Origin of the sequence: Escherichia sp. KS167_9B, from assembly GCF_030295215.1 — a bacterium.
Lineage (GTDB): Bacteria > Pseudomonadota > Gammaproteobacteria > Enterobacterales > Enterobacteriaceae > Escherichia > Escherichia coli_F.
Genome location: NZ_AP025754.1, coordinates 3334062 through 3352638 on the forward strand (window position 1 = coordinate 3334062; position 18577 = coordinate 3352638).

Genomic DNA, 18577 nt, shown 5'->3' on the forward strand with positions numbered 1-18577 from the left:
CGGGCATGGAAACCCGGTGGTGTCTCAGGATCTGATAATATCGTTCTGTCTCAACAGATCTAATAATTGCTGTACCAAATTTGTTACTAATTGTTCACCATTGAGATGAATTTCTGCCGATTCAGGCGCTTCGTAAACGGAATCTATTCCCGTAAAGTTGCGCAGTTCACCGGCACGCGCTTTCTTATATAAGCCTTTTGGATCGCGGGCCTCGCAAATCGCCAGCGGCGTATCGACAAACACTTCGATAAAACGCCCTTCTCCTACACGTTCGCGAACCATCTGGCGTTCGGCGCGGTGTGGCGAGATAAACGCGGTCAGCACCACCAGTCCAGCTTCAACCATTAAATTCGCCACTTCACCGACGCGACGGATATTCTCTTTACGATCGGCATCGCTAAAACCGAGATCGCTGCATAATCCGTGGCGAACATTGTCGCCATCCAGCAGATACGTACTGACGCCGAGTTTATGTAACGCCTCCTCCAGCGCCCCGGCGACCGTTGATTTACCGGACCCGGAGAGGCCGGTAAACCACAGCACTACACCACGATGACCGTGGTGTAGCTCGCGTTGTTGTACAGTGACTGGATGGCTATGCCAGACGACGTTTTCGTCATGCAGCGCCATTATTTATCCCCCAGTAAATCGCGCGCGCCCCAGTGTGGAAAATGGCGGCGAACCAGGGCATTCAATTCCAGTTCGAATGCACTGAATTCAGATGGCGCAGTAGTTGCCTGGCTAACTGGCTCGTGCACCATACCGGCCCCCACGGTCACATTGCTCAGGCGATCGATAAAAATCAGCCCACCAGTAACCGGGTTTTGCTGATAACGATCTAACACCAGCGGCTCGTCAAAAGTGAGATCCACCAAACCAATGCCGTTTAGCGGCAGATTTTCAACTTCGCGTTGAGTAAGGTTATTAATATCAACCTGATAGCGAATACCATCAACACGGGCACGCGTCTTCTTACCGGCAATTTTGATGTCGTAGCTTTGTCCAGGGGAAAGTGGCTGTTCCGCCATCCACACCACATCCACCGACGCGCTCTGCACTGCCGGTAGCGCTTCGTCTGCCGCCAGCAGCAGATCACCACGGCTGATGTCGATCTCATCCGTTAGCACCAGGGTGATCGCTTCTCCGGCAAAGGCTTCTTCGCGATCGCCATCAAAGGTCACGATCCGCGCGACGTTTGATTCCACACCAGAGGGCAGCACTTTGACACGTTGTCCGACTTCCACGCGACCGGATGCCAGCGTTCCGGCATAGCCACGAAAATCGAGATTCGGGCGGTTAACGTACTGCACCGGAAAGCGCATTGGCTGAGCATCCACCACTCGCTGGATTTCCACGGTTTCCAGCACTTCGAGCAGTGTCGGACCGCTGTACCACGGCATACTTTCACTTTGCGAAGCCACGTTGTCGCCTTCCAGTGCAGAGAGCGGCACAAAGCGGATATCCAGATTACCCGGCAGCTGCCCGGCAAAAGTCAGATAATCTTCACGAATACGGGTGAACGTCTCTTCACTGTAATCCACCAGATCCATTTTGTTGATCGCCACGACCAGATGTTTGATCCCCAACAGTGTGGAGATAAAACTGTGACGACGGGTTTGATCGAGCACGCCTTTACGGGCATCGATCAGTAAGATCGCCAGTTCACATGTCGATGCGCCAGTCGCCATATTGCGGGTGTACTGCTCGTGCCCTGGGGTGTCGGCGATAATAAATTTACGCTTCTCGGTAGAGAAATAGCGGTAGGCCACATCAATAGTGATGCCCTGTTCGCGCTCAGCTTGCAGGCCGTCCACCAGCAGTGCCAGATCCAGCTTTTCGCCCTGGGTGCCGTGACGCTTACTGTCGTTATGCAGCGATGAGAGCTGATCTTCGTAGATTTGGCGGGTATCGTGTAGCAGGCGACCAATCAGGGTACTTTTGCCGTCATCGACGCTACCACAGGTCAGAAAACGCAGCAGGCTTTTATGTTGTTGCGCAATCATCCAGGCTTCGACGCCGCCTTCATTGGCGATTTGTTGTGCAAGTGCGGTGTTCATCTTAAAAATACCCCTGACGTTTTTTCAGCTCCATAGACCCCGCCTGGTCGCGGTCAATTACGCGGCCCTGACGTTCACTGGTGGTGGAAACCAGCATCTCTTCGATGATCTCCGGCAGTGTTTGCGCATTTGACTCCACCGCGCCGGTCAGCGGCCAGCAGCCCAGCGTACGGAAACGCACCATCCGTTTTTTAATCACTTCGCCTGGTTGCAGGTCGATACGGTTGTCATCAATCATCATCAACATACCGTCGCGTTCCAGAACCGGACGTTCCGCAGCAAGATACAGCGGAACAATGTCGATATTTTCCAGCCAGATGTATTGCCAGATATCCTGCTCGGTCCAGTTAGAGAGCGGGAAGACGCGGATACTTTCGCCTTTGTTAATTTGCCCGTTGTAGTTGTGCCACAGCTCCGGGCGCTGATTTTTCGGGTCCCAGCGATGAAAGCGGTCACGGAAAGAGTAGATTCGCTCCTTAGCGCGGGATTTCTCTTCGTCGCGGCGCGCGCCACCGAAGGCGGCATCAAAACCGTACTTGTTCAACGCCTGCTTCAAACCTTCGGTTTTCATAATATCGGTATGTTTTGCGCTGCCGTGCACGAACGGGTTAATCCCCATCGCCACGCCTTCCGGGTTTTTATGTACCAGGAGCTCGCAGCCGTAGGCTTTAGCCGTACGATCGCGGAACTCATACATCTCGCGGAATTTCCAGCCAGTATCGACATGCAGCAATGGGAAAGGCAGCGTACCCGGATAAAACGCCTTGCGCGCCAGATGCAGCATGACGCTGGAATCTTTACCGATAGAGTAGAGCATCACCGGATTTGAGAATTCTGCCGCCACCTCACGAATAATGTGGATGCTTTCCGCCTCCAGTTGCCGCAGGTGAGTAAGTCGTTTTTGATCCATAACCGTTCCTTTGCAATACCGCTATTTTCTTGCCATCAGATGTTTCGACTATAGGGAGCGTAAGAGAACGAATGAAATTACCAATTAGAATGAGTAGTTCCTTAACGGAATAACGATTTGGCAAAGCTAATATCAAAAAGTGCTTAAGGCACCGGATTTCGGGCGTTTAGGAAGATTTGAAATTGTTTTAGCGCAGCGGCAGTTTCATACTATGGCGGTAAAAAAATTTGCATGGTATTTAAGGACTCACTATGTTTTCCGCATTGCGCCACCGTACCGCTGCCCTGGCGCTCGGCGTATGCTTTATTCTCCCCGTACACGCCTCGTCACCTAAACCTGGTGATTTTGCTAATACACAGGCACGACATATTGCTACTTTCTTTCCGGGACGCATGACCGGAACTCCTGCAGAAATGTTATCCGCCGATTATATTCGCCAACAGTTTCAACAGATGGGTTATCGCAGTGATATTCGGACATTTAATAGCCGATATATTTACACCGCCCGCGATAACCGCAAAAACTGGCACAACGTGACGGGAAGTACGGTGATTGCCGCTCATGAAGGCAAAGCGCCGCAGCAGATCATTATTATGGCGCATCTTGATACGTACGCTCCACTGAGCGATGCCGACGCCGATGCCAATCTCGGCGGGCTGACGTTACAAGGAATGGATGATAACGCCGCAGGTTTAGGTGTCATGCTGGAACTGGCTGAACGTCTGAAAAATACGCCTACCGAGTATGGTATTCGTTTTGTGGCAACCAGTGGAGAAGAAGAAGGGAAATTAGGCGCTGAGAATTTACTCAAGCGCATGAGCGATACTGAAAAGAAAAATACGCTGCTGGTGATTAATCTCGATAACTTAATTGTTGGCGATAAATTGTATTTTAATAGTGGTGTAAATACACCAGAGGCTGTCAGGAAATTAACCCGTGATCGAGCGCTGGCAATTGCGCGTAATCATGGGATTGCAGCGACAACAAATCCAGGTTTGAATAAAAACTATCCGAAAGGCACCGGGTGTTGTAACGATGCAGAAGTTTTCGACAAAGCCGGTATTGCGGTACTTTCGGTGGAGGCGACCAACTGGAATCTTGGAAATAAGGATGGTTATCAGCAACGCGCAAAAACACCGGCCTTCCCGGCGGGAAATAGCTGGCATGATGTAAGGCTTGATAATCAACAGCATATTGATAAGGCGCTTCCTGGAAGAATAGAACGTCGCTGCCGTGACGTTATGCGGATAATGCTACCGCTGGTGAAGGAACTGGCGAAGGCGTCATGAGGCGTTTGAAAATGGGAGCTGGGAGTTCCCCGCTGACGCGGGGGAGCTCAGTTATGGGTAACAGTACCCCAGAACCGAGAGCGGTTTATCCCCGCTGGCGCGGGGAACACGGCACGCTGGACTGAACAAATCCCTGGGCCATCGGTTTATCCCCGCTGGCGCGGGGAACACCCCATCGCTTTCAGCGCATCAAGTACAGTTTCCGGTTTATCCCCGCTGGCGCGGGGAACACGCCAGAACTCCGTTTTTTCTTTGCCGGTGGCCACGGTTTATCCCCGCTAGCGCGGGGAACACCACATCCGATAGTGAGAACGTCATGGTTTTGGCGGTTTATCCCCGCTAGCGCGGGGAACACGATTTTGATATTTACAATCTCCGCTCCGCGCACGGTTTATCCCCGCTAGCGCGGGGAACACATATCGTCACCGTGCCCGTGATTTCCCTGCCCCGGTTTATCCCCGCTAGCGCGGGGAACACCGCAGTGAGTCTGTGCAGGCGCAATATGACCGCGGTTTATCCCCGCTAGCGCGGGGAACACTGAAGCCCATGCGGTAGCGACCTGTGGTAGCGCGGTTTATCCCCGCTAGCGCGGGGAACACCGAAACAGGTCGGCGTCAAAGATGATCGCCGCCGGTTTATCCCCGCTAGCGCGGGGAACACACTAAGCATACGTATCTGTTTTTAAACAATTTTATTCCACATCAACAATCTACCAACTAAATTCAAACATTTCCTTATTTTTAAAGAACGGGTAACTTATTGATTCTCAACAGGAAGAAACGAAACCAACCGTAACCCATCCAAATCCACCGGAATACGTCTGTTTTCACCCCAGGTCTGAAATTCAAAACCCGACTCGGTATTGGTCGCCCAGGCCATGACCACATTTCCGCAACCTGCCAGTTGGGAGATTTGCTGCCAGATCATCTCCCGAATACGTTTGGATGTATCACCAACATAAACACCAGCACGCACTTCCAGTAGCCAGATCACGAGCCGTCCACGTAAGCGCGGCGGGACATTTTCTGTAACAACCACGACCATGCTCATCCGCTGCGCCCCCGGTGACCACTATCACCCAGCGTTTCAGGTTCCGGGATAGCTGGCGGTAACATATCCGGCGCGGGTTGTGGTGGTTCAATTTCACCGGCGGCAAGGACTTCCTCAATTAACGGGATTAATTTGCCCGTTAACTTAGTGCTACGGAAAATATCGCGACAGGCCAACCTGACTTCTTTATCTGGTTCTGCGGGTTGCCTCGCCGCTATTTCAAATGCCTTTGGCACAACCAAATCAAATTTAATGATATCGGCTATGTCATAAACAAATGAAAGCGGTTTGCCACTATGGATAAATCCAATAGCGGGCGCATATCCCGCGGCTAATACTGCCGCTTCAGAAATACCGTACAGACATGATGTGGCAGCACTGATGCAGCGATTCACAACATCGCCTTTTTCCCAGTCTTTAGGATCGTATTTGCGACCATTCCATTTCACACCATATTGCTTCGCCAGTAATGCATAGGTCTGGCGTACTCGGGCTCCCTCAATTCCCCGTAGCTGCTCCACTGAACGGCGAGCTGGCGGTGGTTCACGAAAACGTAATTCATACATTTTGCGCACCACCTTCAACCGTAGATCTTCCGTTAAAGCCAGCTTTGCCTGGTAGAGTAATTTATCTGCCCGCGCCCCTCCGGGTTGTCCGGAGGAGTAAACGCGAACGCCCGCTTCACCAACCCAGACCAGCAGTGTCCCCACCGTGGCGGCCAGATGCACCGCCGCGTGGGAAACTCTCGTTCCTGGTTCGAGCATTATGCAAGCGACCGATCCCACCGGAATATGCGTGCGGATCCCTGTTTTGTCGATCAGCACGAAAGCGCCGTCCAGTACGTCGATCTGACCGTACTGGAGGAAGATCATGGAGGTGCGATCTTTTAACGGGATCGGACTCAGTGGTACAAACGTCACGCCTCTGCTCCGGGTTTGATTAACATCAGACCACAGCCGAACGCCCGGCTTTTGCCATACCCCAGGCAGAGACGTTGCAGAAATAACCCTGGCTCGGTGACCGTCAGCATCCCCGTATAATCCACGCTACTGAACTGGATCAGTTGCCGGGCATTTTCCCGCCGCAGTTGCTGTTGTCGGTAGGCATCGACCGAGGTATCCAGCAGTGTAAAACCACTTCTCTCTCCCTGCGCAGCCAGCCAGCCCAGCGCCGCCTGTTGTTGATGCAACCAGACATCACTTCCTTCCGCCTGCCCCCTCACCTGCCGTTTCGCCTCCATCAGCAGATCGTGGCGCTTACCCGCTTTACAGACTGTTGGATTCGCTCGCAGGTTGAAAAAAAGGGATTGTCCGGTACGCAGTTCCGGCGCAAATGACCGGCATTCGATGGTGAACGTTTCACTTTCCGCCGGGCGTTCCTGCGACAGGACAAAAAAGCGAAACGCGCCCTGGAGTTCTTCCCGACGATAAAGAAATTGCCTTTCTTTGCCGCCAGGAAAAAGATCCCACAGCCACTGATGCATCACATATTCACCGCGATCCACCAGATGCAGTAACTGCGCAGGCGAAAGCTGGCCGGTATGTAAGGTTATTCTTGAGAGGTACATGGTTCCTCCTTGCTGAGCCACGGCCCCTGATTGACGGTGCGTTCCCCAAACAGCCACTGCTGACGATTTAAAGGAACATCCCGGCGGCGTAATATTTTGCTCGCGACCAGGCCATCGTGCTCCCCTTCCCACCAGCATTCATCCTGAAGTTTCGGGAGTGAGACTTTTAGTTCGTGGAAACGATCCTGATACTGTTGATATGCGGTACGTAAGGCATCAGACGCGTTGCCTTCGAGCAGTAACGGCGCAAGGGGTAACGCCAGCGGATGGCTTTTTCGCCCCAGATAAAGCGGAAAAACCGGATGGCGTAAACCTTCCTGCAACTGTTCGAGGCTGTAAGGCGCATCAGCTGTTGTTGCCACGGCCACCATCCACCAGGCATCGGTGTAGTAGTCGCGCCGGGAGATAATCGCGCTTAGAAGATCAGGGTCGCTCAACTCTTCGCGACGGCTGAAATAACGCGCTTTACGCACCTCTTTTGGCATCTGGACCGTGTGATAATCCCGTGCCCAGCGCGGGTTACGGCTGGCGCAAACCACCAGTGAATAGTGGCGATTAAACGCGTTTAAGCATTCGGTGTCATCACGCCGTATCCCTAACCCGGCAGCCAGCAGCCCCAGCAATGCTGAACGCGAAGGCAGTTCATGGGTATGACGCACCTCACCGGGTGCATCAACGCCCCAGGATGCCATTGGCCCATGAAGCTGAAAAATCAGATATTGGCTCATAAGCCGCCCCTTACGCGCAGATAAAGTCCAGCACGTCCTTCATGCTTCCCTGTTTGTTCATCACGTCAAAACTTGCGCATTCGGTCTTCTGTTCGTAAACCGTATTCATGTTTTCGCGAAGCGTTGTAATACGCTGCACTGCCACATCTAACTGACGTGTGCCATTAATGGGTTCATAGAAAGCCGCCGCCAGAGAACGCGGTTGTTCGGTGCCTTTTTCTGCCAGCGCCCAGGAGGCGTAGGCACGGCTGGCAAAGCTGTTTTGTTTACCGGTTGGGGAAACTTTAAACGCTGCTTCCGTAAAGGCGCGCAGGGTCTGATTAGCTAATGCTTCGTCACCGCCGAGGTTTTCGACCAGCAGATCTTTATCAATGCAGATATAGGTGTAGAACAGCGCAGAACCAAACCCAGTTTCACCAAGATGCCCTGCACCAGCATCTTCAGAGGCCTGGCGCAAATCATCAACGGCGGTGAAAAAATCATCTTCGACAATCGTTTCACTGACACCAAACGCGTGCGCGACCTGACAGGCGGCTTCAACATTAAACTCGGGTTTATTCGCCAGCATACGACCAAACATGGCGATATCTACCGCCATACGATCTTTACGTAACAAAGCGAGATCGTCCTCTTTTGGCGCGCGCTTTTCTTCTGCCAGTTGATGGGCCAGCGCTTTTACGGCGTCAAATTCTGCCGGGCTGATATGGACGAGCTGTTCAGTTTCAGCGTTAGTGAGCGGATCTTTTGTTTTTTTGTCTTTTTTGGCTTTACCAAGATAATCGGCAATATCTGCCGCCCATTCGATGGCTTTTTTTTCTTCGATTCCTTTCTCAATCATGATAGTTGCTGCCTCGCGCGCGATACGCCCACTACGAATACCAATATGGCCCGCCAGCGCCTGTTCAAAAAGTGCAGAAGTGCGCCACGCACGTTTCAGACTTTGCGAGGAAACGCGCAGACGCGTTGCTCCACCCAGCACCACGGTTTTCGGCGCACCGGTGTCATCACGGTTAAGGTTGGCTGCAGGGTAAGCGGTTAACAAATGGAGCTGAATAAATGTCGTCATGAGATAGTCCTTTATTAATTTTGTTCGTTATCGGCGTCGCCAGCCTTGTAATATTCCAGCGCCCAGCGGATACGGATAAATTCTGTTGGCCGCTGCTGACGGCGGTGATGGTTGAGCAGGTCGTCACTCTCCTGGCACCAGCGGAAAATATCGTCTGCCAAAGAGATAAGATTGACGGAACCGTTTAATAATTTGACCGCGCGACGTAACTGGCGCAGTAAATCATCCGGCGTTTTTACTGCCGACAGGCGCGAAAACCGCCCTTCTGACATTACTGCCGCCAGCTGCGCGGCAAAAGGCTGCCGTTCATCAATGGCTTTTACATTGGCGCTAACTGCAGCGACCAGTGCCAGTGCGGTAAAACGCCACTCTTGCGCTTCAACTTTCCACAACGTGTGGGTCTGCATCAGCAGAGAACGAAACCCTTCTGACAAACAAACATCATTAACCGTCGTACTACGCCGCAGACTGGCACGATTGCCGCGTTTTTCCTGCAATTCCTCGTGCCATTTGCGCAGCGTGGCTTTGTGCTCCTCTTTTACAATACTCATTCAGCAGCCTCCTGCTTTTTCTCCCTGGCGGCTTTAGCACTTTGCTTCTCCGCCGATGTTGTAAAATATTTCTTGCGCGCGGTCATGACGCGTTTCAAATCAACGGGCTCATAAGGATTAGTGAATACCCGCTCGTCAAAATCCTGACGCGCGAATAACCACATTTCCTTTTGCCATTTGCTGAGTAATTCATCCGGCTCCTGACCTTCTTCAATTTGACGCACTAACCTCAGGAAGCGATGCTGAGTTTTGTTCCAGAAGTCGATATCCACAAAACTGAAATCACCCCGTGCACCTTTTGGATCGGAGAACCATGCTTCTTTCAATGCACTCCGTAACAGACTTAGAATCCGTGAAGCCGTTTGCGCAGCCAGCCGCAGCTTTGGTATCTGGCCTTCTTTTTTATTGAGCAGTAGCGGGAAATGGTGTTCGTACCAACAGCGCGCTTTCATGTTGTCGAAATCATAGCCAAATCCCCACAGGCCCACTTTTGCCTGTTTCAGACTGCTGGCATTAAAGAGTTTCACCACCAGCGCGGGAAATTCCGTATTGTTTTCTGACTTACCCGTTTCGATAAGACCTAACCAGTCGCGCCAGATTAAACCGCCCGGTTGTGGCTTGACCGAGTAAAGCTCGCCGCCCTCTTTAAGTGGTACACGGTAGGGCGTTAAGGGATGCTGCCACATGGCATAATTCGCACCGTAATTTTTGGTCGTCATCAGGCTCAGGAGCGCGTCGCTCTGCTCACCGCAAATATCGCAGTTGCCGACTGTCGTGGTATTAAAATCAACACGTAAGCGCCGAGGCATTCCCCAGTACGCCTGGAGTTTGTTGACCTGATCATCAGTTACCACCGCACCGGCCAGTTCACTGGTACGCGTCGGGCCAAGCCAGGGGAAAACCAGATCGTCAAATTTTTTGGGTAGCGGTAAGTCAGATTCATCCTGCGGCATCACGTTGAGCCACAGTTTGCGCCACAAGGGAGTTTGTTGATTGCCCTGATATTCCTGCAATTCAATCAGCGTCGTCATCGGCCCACCGCCGCGCAAACCGGTGCGATAGCCTTTGCCGCCCGCTGGTGCATTCAACTGTAAAGAGAACAAGGCCAATGCTAAGCAATGGGGGCACAGGTGTTCCGTTACACCACGCTTGATAAAGTGGTCTTTATTAAACTTCGTCGTTTGAGAGCCGGGAATTTCAGGCAGTAATGAAGCTACCGGAACTTTATCTCCCGTAAGCGCCTCGAAATCCTGCATAAATGAAGGGGAATCTGGGCCAAACTGGAAAACGTGTTCTAAAGACAGCAATGCTTCCCGTAGCTTTTCAACCTCCAGCCCGTCTTCCCAGATATCATCCCAACGACCGTGATTTTTGGGCGCGAAGCTGGTTTGTAGTAGTCCCAGCAAAAACTGCCATGCCGCCCCCTGGAGATCTGCCCGCGGCGCAGCGATATCGACAACATTTTCATCCGCCAGATCGACTGGCGCCAGTTTGCCTGTCGTTCCGTCTTTATAACGAACGGGCAACCACGGGGTTGTCAGAAGTGAAAACGAGTTCATACGCATCCTCTCGTAAAAAAGACCATCCCAGGTCGGTTATCCATCCTTCCATCCTTTTTTGTGTATCAACTATTCAGAGAATCCTGTCGCAGGCATCTCAACCAACCTTGCCAATCAATCCCTCCGTAGCCGAATACCCGCAACTTTCGTCATCGGTAACTAAAATCACATTTACCATCTCCGGATCTTGCCGCTGTTCAACGCACCACTGCCTGAACGCATCCCCTTCCAGTAAAGAAAACTCATCCCGATGTTTTTTCCACCAGCTTTGGCGCGCTCTGACAACGCTCATTTCCCATGCGTGAGCGCCAGTGGCATAAGGCTTCACCACACCGTCAATACAGGTAGCCAACCACAAGGAAACAGACTCCTCAGCCAGACGTGTCGACAGTTTTTCCGGAAGGTAATCGTTGATATTGGCGGCATAGCCGGGCCTGAAGTTCAGCACAAACTTATTAGCCATTGAACGATCGCAGTAGTATTTGCCCACTTGCTCCTGCTCGCTGCGGGCAAACCCTTCCGGCATTACCACGTCCTCACCGTAGACTGATTCAATCAGAAGCCGGGCTGAGTGTGGCATCTGAATCGCGCCTTGTTCACGCAGCACACGCTGCGTCAACCAGATTCGCCCATGATCGGGATAGACAAATGCACTGTTACGCATGGCACTGGCAAACCATTCTTCACCCGGAGAGTCGTCCCAGACGGGGGCCAGAATCAGCAATACAGGAGGGTGACGCTCGTCTTTACCGTCACGCTTTAACTGACCATTAATATCGCGGATATGTCGCTGTAATCGCCCTGCTCGCTGGATCAGTAAATCAACAGGGGCAAGGTCGGAAATCATTTCGTCCAGGTCGCAGTCGACGCTCTGCTCCAGGACCTGAGTACAAATGAGGACTTTTCCGGCACGCTGTGAACAGTCTTCTTTACCAAAGCGTGCCAGCGTCTCCGTTTCAATTCGCTGGCGATCGCTAAAAGCAAAGCGGCTATGAAAAAGTGAAAGGCTGGAAGCAGGAATGACGCCGCGGGCAAGCAGCTGACGATGAACCTGGATGGCGTCATCGACAGAATTCCGAATCCAGGCGATGCATTTCCCCTGACTTACCGCCGATTCGATACGCGCAATACACTCTTGTTCGCTATGAAGCCAACCCACACTCACGCTGCGCTCAACGTCTTTGCGCGTCGCTACCCGGTGCGAATGCACATCGGATTTCGTGACATGCGTCAGCCAGGGATAATCATCTTTTTCCAGCAACGGAGCTTCTTGCTGGCCCTCTGCACCACGCGCAAAGGCGGCGACGAGTTTGTCACGCTGCTGTTGAGACAACGTAGCAGAAAGCAAAATAACGCTGTTTCCGCCACGCGCCTGCCGCTCGATCAGCCCTTCAAGAATGCACGACATATAAGCGTCACAGGCGTGGATCTCATCGGCTAGCAGGATTTTGTTACTCAGCCCCAGAAGCCGCAGATTATTATGTTTGAACGGCATCACCGCCATCATCGCCTGATCCAGCGTGCCGACGCCAATTTCAGCCAGCAACGCCTTCTTGTTACTGCCAGCAAACCAGGCCGCACATCCCTGACTGAACGCTTGTTCATCCGGTTCTTCTGACCCCACAAAATCACCAGACCACAGCGATGCGTTAAAGCGATCCATTAGCGAACGAGCGCTGTGTGCCAGCACCAGGCTGGGGCGGGATTCCGGCGAATAGAAAGCAAGCCAGGTTTTGACCAGCCTATCGTACATGGCATTGGCCGTTGCCATTGTCGGCAAACCAAAAAACAGCCCCTGAGCGTTACCCGCAGACATCAACCTGTGCGCCAGGATAAGCGCCGCTTCTGTTTTACCTGCGCCAGTCACATCTTCCAGAATAAACAACTGCGGTTCTGGCTGGCTGATATCCAGATCCAGCACCTTTTGCTGTAACGGTGTTGGGTTCTCAATAAAAGGAAACAGCGTGTTAATTCCAGTGAAAGGTGCGGTTTCTGCTTTTGGAGGAAAGACGGTTAATGCGTTTTGAGCCTGAGCTAAAGCATTCTGCCAGTAATCTTTAATATCCATTACATGTGCGACGCGTGGAAAAAACCGCGTTGACGATCCCGTCCAGTCTGCGAGTACGACGGTTGCAGATATATACCAGGAAAGATGTTTTATAAGTTCAACGCCCTCGTCATCATCCCAGAATGTGGGGATCTCTATGAGCGGAAACAGTGACTTGATTGCAAGGAGAAAATCTCGTGCGGCAGCTTTGTCTTCAGGCAGAAAGTTGTCCAGTTCATCGATACGGTCAGGAGGCCGACCATGATGCCCGGTCGTCACGGGCATCCACATATCTATTACCCGTTTAAGTTTGCGCAAAGAGAGTGAAGATGAAGGAAGCAACTCTTCACATTCAATTAAATAATGATGCCACAACCAGTAACCCAGCGTTGAATGAGAGATCTTTTCGTAATTCTTTCTTGCGCCTTCCGGAACCTTGAGTTGTGGGTGCAGGTAAAGTTGCTGAAATGAGCGGGCAAATTTTCCAGTATCGTGCCAGCACAACAACCAGGCGAAAAATTGTGCTGCCTGATCCGTGTCAGCGAAACCTAATTGACGAAAATAGTCAGCCAGCCCGAAACAGTTGTTTTTGACCATTAAATAGCCTATCGCGGCTACATCCAGCGAATGCCAGCAAAGAAGGTGATAATCGTCGCCACCCTCTTTCTCGCCACGTCGGGTTTTTCCCCAGAAATCAAAGAAAGTCACAATGTTTTTATCCTTCAGTAAAACTTAAAGGATATTTACGCATATATTAAGAATTATCTGTGATATATATCGTTCAATAAAATATTTACATTGTAAATAATTCAATGATTTTCATTGGTGATATATATAAATAATAAACACAGGCATAATATTCACAAAAACAATATAAATGAAAAAAAGGGTGCAGGAGACCAAACCATCACAATTCAATACGCGGGGTTTTACCCCCGCGTGGTGGCTACTTCTTCGATTCGTAAGCGAGAACTGCCTTAAACTCCATACCACGTTCTCTGATACTCAACTCACACAACGAGTCGCCTACCATCAGCGTGAATCCCAGTACTGTACAACACAGTACGATGATTGCCACAAGGGCATATTTTGTCAGCATGTCTTGCCTCCCTGCAAAGAAGAGACTAACATCCGAATTGCTACGTTCGAACGCGAGCCTCAGGTTGATAGAAATATCGCCTGGGGCTTTTGTCCATCTGGAACCTCGCGAATGCTCAACGCCAGACAGCCTCAAGCACCCGACGCCATTCTATAACTGTTGATTTCCCTTGCTATATTCACGTTTAAATGCCGGAATGCTGCTCGCAAAATAAAAACGCCCCATCATTTCTGACAGAGGCGTTTATTTTATCCGGCAATATTTACCCTTCGTGCAGCCCACATTCCCTTTTTAAGCCAAAGAAACGCGTTTCTTCTTCCGCCATACCAGGTTCCCATTTACGGGTTGTATGGGTATCACCGACCGATAAATATCCTTCGTCCCATAATGGATGATATTTCAGGCCATGTTTTTGCAGATACTGATATATCGTCCGATTATCCCAGTCAATAATGGGCAGCACCTTAAATACGCCACGCTGAATTGCCAGCACCGGTAAATTAGCGCGGCTGCCGGATTGTTCACGGCGCAGGCCAGCAAACCACGTTTGCGCGTTTAGTTCTTTCAGCGCCCGGTTCATCGGTTCGACTTTGTTGATATCGTTGTACTTTTCAATGCCTTCAACGCCCTGTTCCCACAGTTTGCCGTAGCGTGCTTCCTGCCAGGCGGCGCTTTCGGTAGCGCGGTACACTTTCAGGTTGAGCTTGAGTTTGTCCGTTAACTCGTCAATAAAGCGGTAGGTTTCCGGGAACAGATAACCGGTATCGGTGAGGATCACCGGAATATCCGGGCGAATCTGATTCACCAGATGCAGGCTCACCGCCGCCTGAATGCCAAAGCTGGAAGAAAGTACATATTCACCGGGCAGATTATCCAGCGCCCAGGCAACGCGGCCTTCAGCATCCAGTTTTTCAAGCTCGGCGTTAGTTTCCGCCAGCGCCAGAATGCGATCTACCTTCGGCAGTTCGTTCAGGGCATTTAGATCGAGTTTGGACATAGATTCCTCACTGTTTGCCTTGCCTGATGCGACGCTTACGCGTCTTATCAGGCCTACAAGACTGGACTGATGGTTAATCCCACAAATCGCGCGCCGGATCGAGCACCGGGCGAATGATGCCCGCACGCACCGTAAAGTCGCCGAAGCCTTCACCCGCTTCACGTTCTTTCGCCCAGCGCCCTATCAGTTCATCAAGCGTCGCCAGGATTTCCGGCTCGGTGATGTTTTCTTTATGCATCCGTGGGATACGTGTCCCAATGCGGTTGCCACCAAGATGCAGGTTGTAGCGCCCAGGCGCTTTACCCACCAGGCCAACTTCCGCCAGCATCGCGCGACCACAACCGTTCGGGCAGCCTGTTACACGCATCACGATGTGCTCATCGCTGACACCATGTTTCGCCATTAAATTATCGATGTTATCGATAAACGACGGCAGGAAACGCTCCGCTTCCGCCATCGCCAACGGGCAAGTCGGGAATGACACGCAGGCCATTGAGTTTTCGCGCTGCGGCGTGACGGCATTCATCAATCCGCTCTCTTTGGCGATCTTCTCAATCTTCGCTTTCTCGCTTTCCGGTACACCAGCGATGATCAGATTCTGGTTCGCCGTAATGCGGAAATCACCTCTGTGGATCTTTGCGATCTCCAGCAGGCCGGTTTTCAGCGGACGCCCCGGATAATCAATAATTCGGCCATTTTCGATAAACAGCGTCAGGTGCCATTTGTCGTCGATCCCTTTTACCCAGCCGATACGATCGCCGCGTCCGGTAAATTCATAAGGACGGATCGGCTCAAATTTGATCCCCGCGCGACGTTCCACTTCTGCTTTAAACGTCTCAACACCCACGCGCTCCAGCGTGTATTTGGTTTTGGCGTTTTTACGGTCAGTACGATTACCCCAGTCACGCTGAGTGGTAACGACCGCTTCCGCCACCGCCAGCGTATGCTCCAGTGGCAGATAGCCAAACTCGCTCGCCGTGCGGGCGTAGGTTTTCTTGTTGCCGTGTTCGATAGAAAGCCCACCGCCCACCAGCAGGTTGAAGCCCACCAGCTTGCCGTTTTCCGCGATCGCCACAAAGTTCATGTCGTTGGCGTGCAGATCGATATCGTTCTGCGGTGGGATCACTACCGTGGTTTTGAATTTACGCGGCAGGTAGGTCTGACCGAGGATCGGTTCTTCATCGGTGGTGGCGACTTTCTCCTGATCGAGCCAGATCTCCGCGTAGGCGCGGGTACGCGGCAGCAGATGTTCAGAGATTTTCTTCGCCCACTCATACGCTTCTGCGTGCAGTTGCGACTCGTACGGGTTCGAGGTGCACAACACGTTACGGTTCATGTCGTTGGCGGTCGCCAGCGCATCAAGACCGACCGAATGCAGCATCTGGTGCACCGGTTTGACGTTCTTTTTCAGAATGCCGTGGAACTGGAACGTCTGGCGGTTGGTCAGGCGAATGCTGCCATAAATGGTGTTTTCACCGGCGAATTTATCAATTGCCTGCCACTGTTTAGTGGTGATCACCCCACCCGGCAGACGGCAGCGCAGCAGCATCGCATGACGCGGTTCCAGCTTCTGTTCAGCACGTTCCGCGCGGATATCGCGGTCATCCTGCTGATACATACCGTGGAAACGGATCAGCAGGAAGTTGTCGCCCTTAAAGCCGCCGGTCAGACCGTCGTTTAAATCTTCCGCAATGGTCCCGCGCAGGTAGTTGCTCTCAAGCTTCATGCGCTCCGCGTCTGTCAGTTTTCCTTCGACCACTAAAGGCCCTGGATGTTTTTCGTTCATTAGTAGACATCTCGCTGATAACGGCGCTCTACGCGCAGCTCACTTAAAAATTCATCCGCCGCTTCGGTGTCCATGCCACCAAATTCGGCAATCACTTCCAGAAGTGCCTGTTCAACGTCTTTCGCCATGCGATTAGCGTCGCCGCAGACATAAATGTGGGCACCGTCATTGATCCAGCGCCACAGCTCTGCGCCCTGTTCGCGCAGTTTGTCTTGTACGTAAACTTTTTCTTTTTGATCGCGCGACCAGGCAAGATCAATACGTGTCAGCACGCCCTCTTTGACGTAGCGCTGCCACTCCACCTGGTAGAGGAAATCTTCCGTAAAGTGCGGATTGCCAAAGAACAGCCAGTTTTTGCCCGGCGCTTCGTCAGCAGCACGTTGCTGCATAAAGGCGCGGAACGGCGCGATGCCGGTGCCTGGACCAATCATAATCACCGGCGTTTCCGGGTTAGCGGGCAGGCGGAAGTTATCGTTATGTTCGATAAAGACGCGGACTTCGCCCTCTTCTTCCACACGATCCGCAAGGAAGCTGGAGGCACCACCGGCACGGGCGCGGCCTTCAATGTCATAACGAACGACACCAACGGTGACGTGTACTTCGTTCTCGACTTCCGCCTGCGAGGAGGCGATGGAATACAGGCGCGGCGTCAGCGGGCGCAGCAAGTTAATGAGGGCTTCAGCGTCAAGCTGTGCCGGAGAGAAACGCACCATATCGACAATCGGCGTCGTCGCGGCGTAATGCTGTAACTTCGCTTTATCGCCCACCAGCGGCAGCAGCGTTTCACTGCGGGTAAGCGTGGCGTAGTTCTCAACGATGTTGGCGGTGTTGACGGTCAGTTCGAAGTGCCACTGTAGGGCCTCGTTCAGAGGTAACGTTTTGCCCTCGACGGTGACAGGTTCATCGCCTTTCAGCCACAGCAGTTCGACAAGTTCTTTCACCAGTGCCGGATCGTTCTGATACCAGACGCCCAGCGCGTCACCCGGCTGGTAACGCAGGCCCGAGTCACCTAAGTCAATTTCGATATGGCGAACGTCTTTTTCAGAGTTACGCCCGGTAATTTTCTGGTTAACAGAGAGGCTCGCCACCAGCGGCGCGTCTTTGCTGTACGGGCTGGTGTGGATTTCATTTACCGCGCCAGTAGCGACGGATTGCGAAGGTGCCGCGACAGGCGTACGGGACTTCAGAACATCAACCACGCGGGCGCGCCACTCGATGGCAGCAGCCTGGTATTCAACGTCGGCATCGACACGGTCGAGCAGGCGTTCACCGCCCAGTTCCGCCAGCTTGCTGTCAAAATCTTTCCCGGACTGGCAGAAAAATTCATAAGAGCTATCGCCGAGGCTAAACACGGCAAATGCAGTGTTTTCCAGCTTTGGCGCTTTTTTGGAGAACAGGAACTTATGCAGCGCGACGGCTTCTTCCGGCGGTTCCCCTTCACCTTGCGTTGACGTCACCACGATGAGCAGTTTTTCGCTGGCGATTTGTTTGAATTTATAGTCGCCCGCGTTCACCAGCTTAACGTTCAGTTTTGCCGCTAATAAATCATCGCGTAATGTTTCAGCAACCCGGCGCGCATTGCCGGTTTGCGAAGCGGAGATAATAGTTATACCCGGCATTTCTGCGGCGGGGGCGGGCGCTGGCGTCGCTGTAAGCGCAGCAGGCTGTTGGTTGAGCACGCCCCAGAAATAGCCAGAAACCCAGGCAAGCTGGGTGGGAGTTAAATCGGTCGTGGCCGCCTGAAGGCGTGCCAGTTGCTCCGGGTTCAACGGAAGCAACGCGGAAGGTGGGACCTGTGTCGTCATGCGTCGTTATGTTCCAGTAAGCAAAGCTGTTTCTGCGCCCTGTCAGCGCCCATAAAACAGAAGAGA

The 18577-nt window shown here is 52.3% G+C and carries 15 protein-coding genes, 1 pseudogene and 1 CRISPR repeat array; of the genes and pseudogenes, 1 reads left to right on the plus strand and 15 read right to left on the minus strand.

From position 1 onward, the window contains the following. Positions 1-24 precede the first annotated feature (24 nt). From cysC to cysD, 3 genes are read right to left on the minus strand one after another with little or no spacing between them, the layout of a single operon-like run. Positions 25-630 carry an adenylyl-sulfate kinase gene (gene cysC / locus QUE34_RS16775; RefSeq protein WP_001173673.1) on the minus strand — a complete coding sequence of 202 codons (606 nt, stop codon included), beginning with the start codon at positions 628-630 and terminating at the stop codon, positions 25-27. After that, positions 630-2057: a sulfate adenylyltransferase subunit CysN gene (cysN, locus tag QUE34_RS16780; RefSeq protein ID WP_032185001.1), complete on the minus strand. Its 1428-nt coding sequence runs from the start codon at positions 2055-2057 to the stop codon at positions 630-632. Before cysN ends, cysC begins: the two co-directional genes overlap by 1 nt. A gap of 1 nt (position 2058) precedes the next feature. Further along, complete coding sequence (cysD, locus tag QUE34_RS16785) at positions 2059-2967, minus strand: sulfate adenylyltransferase subunit CysD (RefSeq protein ID WP_000372392.1); 909 nt, start codon at positions 2965-2967, stop codon at positions 2059-2061. Between the two features lie 251 nt (positions 2968-3218). Between cysD and iap the strand changes: the two genes are divergently transcribed. Further along, positions 3219-4256: an alkaline phosphatase isozyme conversion aminopeptidase gene (gene iap, locus QUE34_RS16790; RefSeq protein WP_000490407.1), complete on the plus strand. Its 1038-nt coding sequence runs from the start codon at positions 3219-3221 to the stop codon at positions 4254-4256. An 81-nt stretch (positions 4257-4337) separates the two neighbouring features. Next, positions 4338-4916: a CRISPR direct-repeat array (repeat unit 29 nt; unit sequence CGGTTTATCCCCGCTAGCGCGGGGAACAC). 96 nt (positions 4917-5012) lie between these two features. Here the strand turns inward: iap and cas2e are convergent. The 12 genes and pseudogenes from cas2e to cysJ form a co-directional block, all read right to left on the minus strand. Next, on the minus strand, positions 5013-5306 hold the full coding sequence (gene cas2e / locus QUE34_RS16795; protein WP_105268685.1) for a type I-E CRISPR-associated endoribonuclease Cas2e: 294 nt from the start codon (positions 5304-5306) through the stop codon (positions 5013-5015). Further along, the gene (cas1e, locus tag QUE34_RS16800; RefSeq protein WP_032303661.1) at positions 5303-6226 is read right to left on the minus strand and encodes a type I-E CRISPR-associated endonuclease Cas1e; all 924 of its coding nucleotides are present in this window, start codon (positions 6224-6226) and stop codon (positions 5303-5305) included. The genes cas2e and cas1e overlap by 4 nt, the downstream gene beginning before the upstream one ends. Continuing rightward, positions 6223-6873: a type I-E CRISPR-associated protein Cas6/Cse3/CasE gene (gene cas6e, locus QUE34_RS16805; RefSeq protein ID WP_032303663.1), complete on the minus strand. Its 651-nt coding sequence runs from the start codon at positions 6871-6873 to the stop codon at positions 6223-6225. Before cas6e ends, cas1e begins: the two co-directional genes overlap by 4 nt. After that, positions 6855-7601, minus strand: a complete 747-nt coding sequence (cas5e, locus tag QUE34_RS16810) for a type I-E CRISPR-associated protein Cas5/CasD (protein WP_032303664.1) — start codon at positions 7599-7601, stop codon at positions 6855-6857. The genes cas6e and cas5e overlap by 19 nt, the downstream gene beginning before the upstream one ends. A 10-nt stretch (positions 7602-7611) precedes the next feature. Then, positions 7612-8667 carry a type I-E CRISPR-associated protein Cas7/Cse4/CasC gene (gene cas7e, locus QUE34_RS16815; protein ID WP_032303665.1) on the minus strand — a complete coding sequence of 352 codons (1056 nt, stop codon included), beginning with the start codon at positions 8665-8667 and terminating at the stop codon, positions 7612-7614. Positions 8668-8681: 14 nt separating this feature from the next. Then, positions 8682-9218, minus strand: coding sequence for a type I-E CRISPR-associated protein Cse2/CasB (gene casB / locus QUE34_RS16820; protein WP_032303666.1), 537 nt, complete (start codon positions 9216-9218; stop codon positions 8682-8684). Further along, positions 9215-10777 carry a type I-E CRISPR-associated protein Cse1/CasA gene (gene casA, locus QUE34_RS16825; RefSeq protein WP_032303667.1) on the minus strand — a complete coding sequence of 521 codons (1563 nt, stop codon included), beginning with the start codon at positions 10775-10777 and terminating at the stop codon, positions 9215-9217. The genes casB and casA overlap by 4 nt, the downstream gene beginning before the upstream one ends. A gap of 97 nt (positions 10778-10874) precedes the next feature. Beyond that, positions 10875-13575: pseudogene (gene cas3, locus QUE34_RS16830) on the minus strand (CRISPR-associated helicase Cas3'). Positions 13576-13770: 195 nt separating this feature from the next. Further along, complete coding sequence (locus QUE34_RS16835; RefSeq protein ID WP_000956458.1) at positions 13771-13923, minus strand: Hok/Gef family protein; 153 nt, start codon at positions 13921-13923, stop codon at positions 13771-13773. A 262-nt stretch (positions 13924-14185) separates the two neighbouring features. Next, on the minus strand, positions 14186-14920 hold the full coding sequence (gene cysH, locus QUE34_RS16840; protein WP_000039850.1) for a phosphoadenosine phosphosulfate reductase: 735 nt from the start codon (positions 14918-14920) through the stop codon (positions 14186-14188). Positions 14921-14993: 73 nt separating this feature from the next. Further along, a complete protein-coding gene (cysI, locus tag QUE34_RS16845; protein ID WP_286338860.1) occupies positions 14994-16706 on the minus strand; it encodes an assimilatory sulfite reductase (NADPH) hemoprotein subunit in 1713 nt (570 codons plus the stop codon). Then, positions 16706-18511: an NADPH-dependent assimilatory sulfite reductase flavoprotein subunit gene (cysJ, locus tag QUE34_RS16850; RefSeq protein ID WP_032303672.1), complete on the minus strand. Its 1806-nt coding sequence runs from the start codon at positions 18509-18511 to the stop codon at positions 16706-16708. The genes cysI and cysJ overlap by 1 nt, the downstream gene beginning before the upstream one ends. Positions 18512-18577 lie beyond the last annotated feature (66 nt).

Bases quoted from the DNA above. Each gene is read 5' to 3' on its own strand.
- cas6e (WP_032303663.1), bottom strand. From the start codon at position 6,873: ATGTACCTCTCAAGAATAACCTTACATACCGGCCAGCTTTCGCCTGCG.
- cysH (WP_000039850.1), bottom strand. From the start codon at position 14,920: ATGTCCAAACTCGATCTAAATGCCCTGAACGAACTGCCGAAGGTAGAT.
- cysN (WP_032185001.1), bottom strand. From the start codon at position 2,057: ATGAACACCGCACTTGCACAACAAATCGCCAATGAAGGCGGCGTCGAA.
- cysD (WP_000372392.1), bottom strand. From the start codon at position 2,967: ATGGATCAAAAACGACTTACTCACCTGCGGCAACTGGAGGCGGAAAGC.
- cysC (WP_001173673.1), bottom strand. From the start codon at position 630: ATGGCGCTGCATGACGAAAACGTCGTCTGGCATAGCCATCCAGTCACT.
- cas2e (WP_105268685.1), bottom strand. From the start codon at position 5,306: ATGAGCATGGTCGTGGTTGTTACAGAAAATGTCCCGCCGCGCTTACGT.
- iap (WP_000490407.1), top strand. From the start codon at position 3,219: ATGTTTTCCGCATTGCGCCACCGTACCGCTGCCCTGGCGCTCGGCGTA.
- cas7e (WP_032303665.1), bottom strand. From the start codon at position 8,667: ATGACGACATTTATTCAGCTCCATTTGTTAACCGCTTACCCTGCAGCC.
- cysJ (WP_032303672.1), bottom strand. From the start codon at position 18,511: ATGACGACACAGGTCCCACCTTCCGCGTTGCTTCCGTTGAACCCGGAG.
- casA (WP_032303667.1), bottom strand. From the start codon at position 10,777: ATGAACTCGTTTTCACTTCTGACAACCCCGTGGTTGCCCGTTCGTTAT.
- cysI (WP_286338860.1), bottom strand. From the start codon at position 16,706: ATGAACGAAAAACATCCAGGGCCTTTAGTGGTCGAAGGAAAACTGACA.
- cas5e (WP_032303664.1), bottom strand. From the start codon at position 7,601: ATGAGCCAATATCTGATTTTTCAGCTTCATGGGCCAATGGCATCCTGG.
- QUE34_RS16835 (WP_000956458.1), bottom strand. From the start codon at position 13,923: ATGCTGACAAAATATGCCCTTGTGGCAATCATCGTACTGTGTTGTACA.
- casB (WP_032303666.1), bottom strand. From the start codon at position 9,218: ATGAGTATTGTAAAAGAGGAGCACAAAGCCACGCTGCGCAAATGGCAC.